The 7994-nt window shown below is 60.5% G+C and carries 6 protein-coding genes; 4 read left to right on the forward strand and 2 right to left on the reverse strand.

Annotation, left to right across the window (positions count from 1 at the left end; translation table 11 throughout):
* Positions 1-275 precede the first annotated feature (275 nt).
* Entirely contained in the window at positions 276-1730 is a 1455-nt protein-coding gene (locus VHX65_09740; GenBank protein HEX3998819.1) for an MFS transporter, read from the forward strand.
* Positions 1731-1743: 13 nt separating this feature from the next.
* On the opposite strand, the gene VHX65_09745 is transcribed toward VHX65_09740, so the two are convergent.
* Entirely contained in the window at positions 1744-3270 is a 1527-nt protein-coding gene (locus VHX65_09745; protein HEX3998820.1) for a CehA/McbA family metallohydrolase, read from the reverse strand.
* Between VHX65_09745 and VHX65_09750 the strand changes: the two genes are divergently transcribed.
* From VHX65_09750 to VHX65_09760, 3 genes are all read left to right on the forward strand, one after another.
* Positions 3223-3969, forward strand: coding sequence for a hypothetical protein (locus tag VHX65_09750; GenBank protein HEX3998821.1), 747 nt, complete (start codon positions 3223-3225; stop codon positions 3967-3969). The genes VHX65_09745 and VHX65_09750 overlap by 48 nt on opposite strands.
* Positions 3970-4271: 302 nt before the next feature.
* Positions 4272-4577, forward strand: a complete 306-nt coding sequence (locus tag VHX65_09755) for a hypothetical protein (protein HEX3998822.1) — start codon at positions 4272-4274, stop codon at positions 4575-4577.
* A 965-nt stretch (positions 4578-5542) separates the two neighbouring features.
* Complete coding sequence (locus VHX65_09760; GenBank protein HEX3998823.1) at positions 5543-6502, forward strand: ABC transporter ATP-binding protein; 960 nt, start codon at positions 5543-5545, stop codon at positions 6500-6502.
* 93 nt (positions 6503-6595) lie between these two features.
* Here the strand turns inward: VHX65_09760 and VHX65_09765 are convergent.
* Positions 6596-7994 (reverse strand): hypothetical protein (locus VHX65_09765; GenBank protein HEX3998824.1); only part of this gene is annotated, 1399 nt, incomplete at its 5' end.

A 7994-nucleotide genomic window follows, 5' to 3' on the forward strand; every position in this document is an offset into this window, starting at 1 on the left:
CCACACATCTCGGCTCAGCATGGGGATTTCACCGTCGAGTATAATAGTGGGAATCTTTACGGTTCGGACGGAGAATTCGCCATGCACTCAACAGCACACGAGCAAGGACAAAGAATGTCGCCTGTCTTTGTGCCGTCGCGGTGGATGCGCCCGAAGTGCGGCGCGATCGTGCTTCGATTGCCGGCCAATTTTGCAACCCTTCGGCATTGACCCATCTCGGAACGGTTTTTACACTGCGGCAGCTTTTACTTCGGACGCATGGAAGCGGATTTGGCATGGATGCGGATGCGTGGCGGCGCTGCGTGCGCCTGTCCGTGACCGAGGGTGCGCTGGCGACAGCGATGGGCACGCTCGTCTCGGGCGTTTTTCTAACTGGCTTTGCGATTTCGTTAGGTGCAAGCCATCTGACCATCGGTATTCTTGCAGCGTTGCCCTCGCTGGCGAATATTGCCCAGCTTGCCGGCGCCGCATGGCTTTCCGGCGGCATGCATCGAAAGCGGCTTTGCGTCGGTTCGTTGGCAGCGAGCCGAGTCTTTTGGCTGGCGGCACTGGCGGTCCCGTTGTTTTCCGCGAAGTCGAACGACTGGCTGATTGCCGGCCTGATCGCGATCGTCGCCGCTTCAAGTGTTTTGTCGTCGATCGGCGGCGTGGCCTGGCTGTCGTGGATTCGTGATCTCGTCCCGGCGGGAAAGCGGCTTGGGTTTTTAGGATTGAGAAATCAGTTCGACACGATACTGGCCCTGGCGTTTGGCCTTGCTGGCGGCGTGTTTCTCGACATTTGGAATGCCAACCATCCGCAGTCGAGCGTCGGATTTGTCGCGATTCTTATGGTCGCCGTTGCCTGCGGCCTGATCGGCATTTCGGTGTTGAATCGGATCGAGGATCCCAAGAGCGAGCGCGTCGGCGTCGATGAGTTCGACCTGGTGCGTCCGAAAGCGCCGCGGCATGCCCGATCTGCAAAGCCCCGCTCGCCTCTTGCGGAAAGAAACTTTCGCAATCTGCTGGCGTTCTACGTGGTTTGGAATCTGGCGTCGAATTTGGCGATGCCGTTCTTCGCGGTATTCATGCTCGAGACGCTCGGGCTTCCCTTCTGGAAAATCATGGCGTTGCAGACGCTGTCGAGCGCGATGGCGCTGCTGGCGAATCGATTCTGGACGGCGCTCGGCGAACGGATTGGAACACGCCCGGTGGTGTTTCTTGCCGTCTTGGGCGACGCATTTTACCCCTTCTGTTGGTTGTTTCTTTCGCCACAAACAACCTGGGCGCTTCCGCTGGTGTTTCTCTTCGGTGCATTCAACACACCGCTCGCGGTCGGCGGCCCGACGTTGGTGATGCGATTGGCGCCGGACGAACAAGCGCCGGCCTACTTGGCCACTTTCAACACCGTCATGGGTTTGATCATGGGCATCGCGGCGATCGCCGGCGGATGGTTGGTTGGAGGTGGAAGCGGAGGCTCCGCTTCGTCCGCTCTGCTCGGCTCGAGTGGCATTGCCCTCGTATTTGCGATTTCGTTCGTCGGCCGGCTCGCAAGCCTGCCGTTGCTGGCGCGAGTGAACGAACCCGACTCGCTGCCGCTTGCGGTACTTTTGAAATCCGCTATAGGATTTGCGGCCAACAAACGAGGCGTCGCCGCGTTCGCATCCAAAGTGGAAGTCGAACCTTCGCCAGCGGAAACATCTTTTCAAGAATTTGCCGTCGATCCGTTGGCCGAACAAGCAACCGCCGTCTGACACACCGCGACGGCTAACCGTCATTGAACGATTCGGCAAGACGGGCCCTATACGCCGCCCGCGCCTTCTCGTATGCCGCGGCAGCGGCCGTTCGTTCCGCCGGCCGAATTTGCAACATCTTGGCTTTCCAGCAAACGTCGACCGCAGCCAAGCACCATGCCGCGCTCCGCCGGCTTGCGCGAATCGGCTTGCCGTCGACTTCAACGAAGATCGGATTGGTGTGTGAGCTTGGAAAAACCCGGACGGCAATCCAACTCGACATCATCGGCGTAAAATCGAACGCCACATTTTGAATCTGCCCATCGGCATCGACTAGCTTGCGATCCACGGCGGCCCCGTTGACCACCAATTCCACGGGCACTTGTCGCGACCCGCCCACTCGTGCTCGCTCGATACTCCAATAGGGTTTCTGATCGAGCGGCCGACTGCGGATTTCGTCGCGCGGATTTTCATCAAGCATCGCCGCCACACGCAGCTTGACTGAGAGCTTCTGTCCCGGCTTCGCCGCAAGAAAGCTCGGCCGCCCACCATCGCCGGGCTCGCCCACGCCCAAGCCGTTGACCGAAAAGTCGAACAGATGGCTCATGCCGTCGGAGCAATAGCTTCGGCCATCGCGAACGCCATGCACCCAATCGTCGAACGTCAGCGGCTTACCGCGGGGAATTTTTACATACGATCGGCCCATACCAACACGATCGTCGTAAATGCAGGGAAAATCCGTCTCGCCGCCGATGCGCGTCGTGAAGCCGCAATTCAGCGTGTGATACCAGATCGGCAACTCCCATAGCGGCGGCGTGTCGCCGATCGAAATGAAATCGACCGCGTTCTGAGTGACATCGACGATATACTCGTTTGCCCCGATGCCATCGAACCGCGGCATTTCGTAGCTCAGCGGCTCCTTGGCCTTGCTCTCCAATTCCCAGCCGCTATGTGCGAAGCCGACGACCGCTCCTTGCTGCTTGCCCCATTGCAAAACGGGTAAATCCCAACTGGGCCATTGTTCGATGCGCGTCGTGCCGGGATAGTCTTCCTGCGTCAGCCGCAGCAAGCAAACGTGCCCGCAATGCGAGCTCGGAAAGCCCGACACTTCGACGTCGTAGCGCATCAGGTTGTCGCGCGTCGAGAGCTTGCTCACTTGGCCGCTAAAATACTGCTTTTGCACATACCAACACGGCCCCCAGGAGAGAACACAGCCGACATCGAGGTCTTCGCCTTCGACCTGTCGCAGCATGTCTTGCGGCGTCACCCCGGCGGTCGGCGATTCGTAGTGCGAACAGCCGGCGGCATGGATGTGATGATCGCCCGAATACCAGCCGAAATCCGACATCTTGATCCAGCGTTCGAGTCGGAACGATTCCTCGACGCCGGTTGCGGAGTCTGGAACGACTATTTGGCGTTGCAGCACGCGATACTCCGGTCCGCGCGTGTAGGCGACTTGATATTTTCCCGGCGGCAAATCGATCGTCTCGCCGTCGTGCCGGTAGATCTGATCGTGAAAGAAGAAGTCGGGCGCAGCGCGCCGGCTGCGAAGCGGATACACTCGGCCTCGATCGTCGCGGAAAACGAATTTTCCGATGGTCGGCTGTCCGTCGGTGTCCAAAACGTGAAGCTTGATTGTGACCGCCGGCGCGCAGTCGAAGAGCACGTTGATTTCACTGCGGAAGCCAAGGTCCTGCGTTCCTTGGCCTGCATCGAATTCCAGCTTTGCCTCGCGCTTGCCGGCGTCGCGGCTGAAAAGCTCGACAATGCGGTATTCGACTTTCAGACCCGAAAGCGACTTGTTCATCGGCTGACCGTCGAACGACTTTACGTCGAGCCAACGGTCAGCGATGTCAGATTGATTGATCGAGCTTTTCGGAACGGGCGAGCCGCCGGACACACGTTCGACCGGCGCGGCATTCGGGCTAGCAATGTGGAGCACGGCTTCCGCGCCCGAGTGATTGTCGACCTTGATCAAAAATACCCGCCAGCCTTGCTGCGCGAGCCGTTTCGGCGCGGGTCCGGCGACCGCTTTGACTCGCCCTTCTGGATTGATTTCGACTTCCGCAAGACAAAGCGGATCGAGAAGAGTTTGGATCTCTCGCACGCCGGCTGCCTGATCGACCGTCGAACACGCCTGTTGAAGCGATTCCCGACGGGACTTGTCGAGCGGCGACCCGGAAATCTCCAAAGCCTGAACAACCCGCTTAACTTGTGCAGCGAGCGGTTGCAGATCGACATCGCTCGTTATGGGCAATGAATCGGCGGCATTGGCCACCGCTACCACGAAAATGATTAAACCAAACCACGCCGCGAAGAGGCAGCAGCAATTTCGCACTCGATTTCCTTCTGCGAGTCGGTGACAAGAGAACGTTCTCTCCCAGACGAGACGACAACCGAAATTATTCGCAGCGGACAGGCCGAATGGAAGATTCGCTGCGACATGCACTGGCTTGTGAGACCGAGGCAAATCGGGGGAACCGGACTTTCGTGCCAATCGAGGCACGTTGTTTGCAGTTGCCGAAGGAGGGCGAGTTCCTGTCTTCGTGGAGGTAAACCATCATGTCCACCAAATCACAGGCCACCGAGCGCACAACCGACCATGACACGATCCAGCATTGGACCGAGGAGCGCGGAGGAAAACCGGCGACAGTCAGATCGACCGAGCGAAACGGGAAGGCCGGAATCCTGCGGATCGAGTTTCCGTCTCGCTCGTCTAACGACGCCAATCTCGACCCGATCTCGTGGGAGGAATTCTTCAGCAAATTCGACTGCGCCAACTTAGCCATGATCTACCAGGAAAAAACTGCCGAAGGAGAACAAAGTTTTTTCTGCAAATTTGTGAATCGCGAAACCTCAGAGGAATGATTCGGGGTTTAGTCTCTTCGACAATTCCGACGCACAAAAGTTGTCTAACGATGCCGAAATGGCGTTGACGAGATCGCGCGACGGCCCGGAGAAGATCGGGGCAGCGTTTCGGGGGTTCAGACTGCGGGAGTGGTGTTGTCCTGGTTCAGTCGTGAACTGGAATGTTGGCTGATTGGCGTTAGCGAGTGTTGAAGGGGCATCCTGCCGCGGCATTTCTATCCGCAGAGCAATGGCAAGCTCGAACGTTGGCACGGATCGCACAAACGCGAGTGCATCCGGCCGGCGGGCCGACGCTCTATCCCATTGAGCTACGGGGACGAATTGCAAAGCCAGCCAAAACATGCGCCGACGCGGCCGGATTCTAGGCTCGGTAATCGGTCGAAAATTAATCTTCGGGTGGCTACGCCAGATTGTCAACGACTAGGGTCCTGACCGGCGCGCCATCGGGCGCGAACCCATCGCACACTAGCCCGAAGCGTTAGCGAGGGCGGCGTCGGTTAGCGGTTCACCCTCGCTTACGCTTCGGGCTTGTGTGGTTCACCCTCGCTTACGCTTCGGGCTTGTGTGGTTCACCTTCGCTTACGCTTCGGGTTTGTGTGGCTTCTGACCGGCGCGCCATCGGACGCGAATCCATCGCATACTAGCCCGAAGCGTTAGCGAGGGCAGCGCCGGTTGGCGGTTCATCCTCGCTTACGCTTCGGGTTTGTGTAGTTCACCCTCGCTTACGCTTCGGGTTTGTGTGGTTCATCCTCGCTTACGCTTCGGGTTTGTGTGGTTCACCCTCGCTTACGCTTCGGGCTTGTGTGGGTTCCCTCGCTTACGCTAATCGCAAGAATCCATTTTCACGGTATCGCAAGGTCCAGCGGCGACGAACTTGGAGCGATGCCCGTGGTTTGTTATGCTCGGCGGGCCGGTTGGCGCCGGTCTGAGCAAATTTTCATCCCGATTCGCCATTCGATCGATCCATGCCGCCGGCGATCCGCGTCAGCAATTTGGTCAAGCGCTACGACGGTCGGCCGCCCGTCGAGGCGGTGCGGGGACTCGATCTGTTGGTCGAGCAGGGCGAATGCTTTGGGCTGCTCGGGCCAAACGGCGCCGGCAAAACGACGACCATTGAGATTGTCGAAGGATTGCTCGCGGCAACCTCGGGCGAAGTGGAGGTGCTCGGCAGGCAGTGGGGACGCGACGACGACGCCATTCGCCAACGCATCGGCATTTCGCTGCAAGAAACGCGGCTCTCCGAAAAACTCTCCGTTCGCGAAACGCTAACGCTCTTCCGGAGCTTTTATCGCCACGGCATCGAGCCGCAAGAAGCGATGGCCCGGGTATCGCTGGAGGAAAAGGCCTCGGCCTGGGTGGGAAAACTTTCTGGCGGGCAGCGGCAACGGCTGGCGGTCGCCACGGCGCTGGTGGGCGATCCCAATCTGCTTTTTCTGGATGAGCCGACCACCGGATTAGATCCGCAATCGCGCCGCCAATTGTGGGACATCATCCGCGACTTCGGCCGTCAGGGCCGCACGGTCCTGCTCACCACGCATTATATGGACGAAGCCGAGCGGCTGTGCGACCGGGTGGCGATTGCCGATCATGGCCGGCTGATTGCGCTGGGAACGCCGCGAGAATTGATCGCCACTCTCGGCGGCGAGCACGTCGTTGAATTCACGCTCGTCGAATCGCCGCAGCAAACGCCGCTCGATCCCGATTCGCTCGGCGATCTGCCGGCCGTGACTTCGGCGCGCGCGGAGGACGGACAGATTTGCATGTCGGTCGCAGAGCCGCATATCGCGCTGCCGGCGCTATTGGACCGGCTCGCACAATCGCACCGGCAACTGGCCAGCCTCACCACCCGACATGCCAGCTTGGAAGACGTGTTCGTAAAACTGGCGGGCCGGCATTCGACCGAAGGTCAGGCGACGAGCGTTTGAGCGATTGCCGCCGGTCGGCCCGCGACCCAGGCCGCGCAAAAAATCATCGGATATTGGCTGCAATCGACAGCTCTATCGCAGCCCGCGATCGGCCTACATCAACGTGTCGCTGTCGGTGGCGGAGGTGATGCCGCTCACTTGGGCCGGATTGGTGTTTATTTCGCCGCTGCCCACCGTGGCGGTGGCGGTGTTGCTCAGCGTGCCGGTGGCGGCCGGATCGATGCTTGCGGTGATCGTGTAGGTGATCGTAGCTCCCGACGCCAGGTTCAACGATGCATCGCTGATGCTGCCGCTACCGCTGGCGGTGAAGCCCGAAGTGCCGCTGCTGCCGCTGGCGGTGAACGTGTCGCTGGTGATACCGGCGGGCAAGCTGTCGGCCACGGCGACGCCGACGGCAGTGCTGGGGCCGGTGTTTTCCACTGTGATCGTGTAGGTGATGACGCTGCCCGCGGCGATGCTTCCCATCGTGCCGCTATTGGCGCTCGTGCCGCCCGCATTGTCGCTCTTGATCACGATCAGATCGACTTGCGGCGAAAGAATGTCGCTGTCGGTCGCGGAAGTTGTGCCACTGACTTGGCTCGGATTGCTGTTCGTTTCGCCGCTGCCGGCACTAGCCGTGGCCGTATTGCTCAGCGTGCCGGTGGCGGACGGGTCGATGGTCGCGGTGACGGTATAGGTGATCGTGCCGCCCGCGGCGAGATTTACGGTGTCGCCGATATTGCCGCTGCCGCTGGCGGTAAAGCCGGAGGTTCCGGAAGAGCCGATCGTTGTGTAGGTGTCGCTGGTGACACCGGCAGGCAGGCTGTCCGCGACGGCGACGCCGACGGCATTGCTGGGGCCGGTGTTTTGCACCGTGATCGTGTAGGTAACCGTGTCGCCCGGCACCGCATTGCCGGCGGTGCCGCTGCCGGCGCTGGAGCCGCCGTCGTCGTCGACGTTGGTTACGACCAAATCCATTTTCGGCGCCAGGGCCTCGCTATCCGTGGCGGAGGTCGTGCCGCTCACTTGCGTGGGGAACAGATTGGTTTCACCAGCTCCGACCGTCGCGGCGGCGGTGTTGCTCAGCGTGCCCGTGGCGGCAGCGCTTACATTCGCGGTGAGCATATAGGTGATGCTCGAGCCGGCGGCCAGATTGACCGCGGTGTCGTCGATGTTGCCGCTGCCGCTGGCGGTGAAGCCTGAGGCGCCGCTGGTGCCATTGGTCGTGTAGGTGTCGCCGGTTATTGCCGCGGGCAGACTGTCGGCCACGGTCATCCCCACGGCATTGCTCGGGCCGGCATTGGTAATGGTAATGGTGTAGGTTACTTGTCCGCCGGGCACGACACTGCCGCCGGAGTTGTCGCTCGTGGTTACGACCAAATCGACTTTCGGCGTCAGCGAATCGGAGTCGGTCGTGGAGGTGGTTCCGGCGGACTCGCCCGGATTGGTGTTTGTTTCGCCGGCGCCGGCCGTAGCGGTGGCGGTGTTGCTCAAGGTGCCGGTGGCGGCGGGG

It is taken from the genome of Pirellulales bacterium, assembly GCA_036267355.1.
GTDB lineage: Bacteria > Planctomycetota > Planctomycetia > Pirellulales > DATAWG01 > DATAWG01.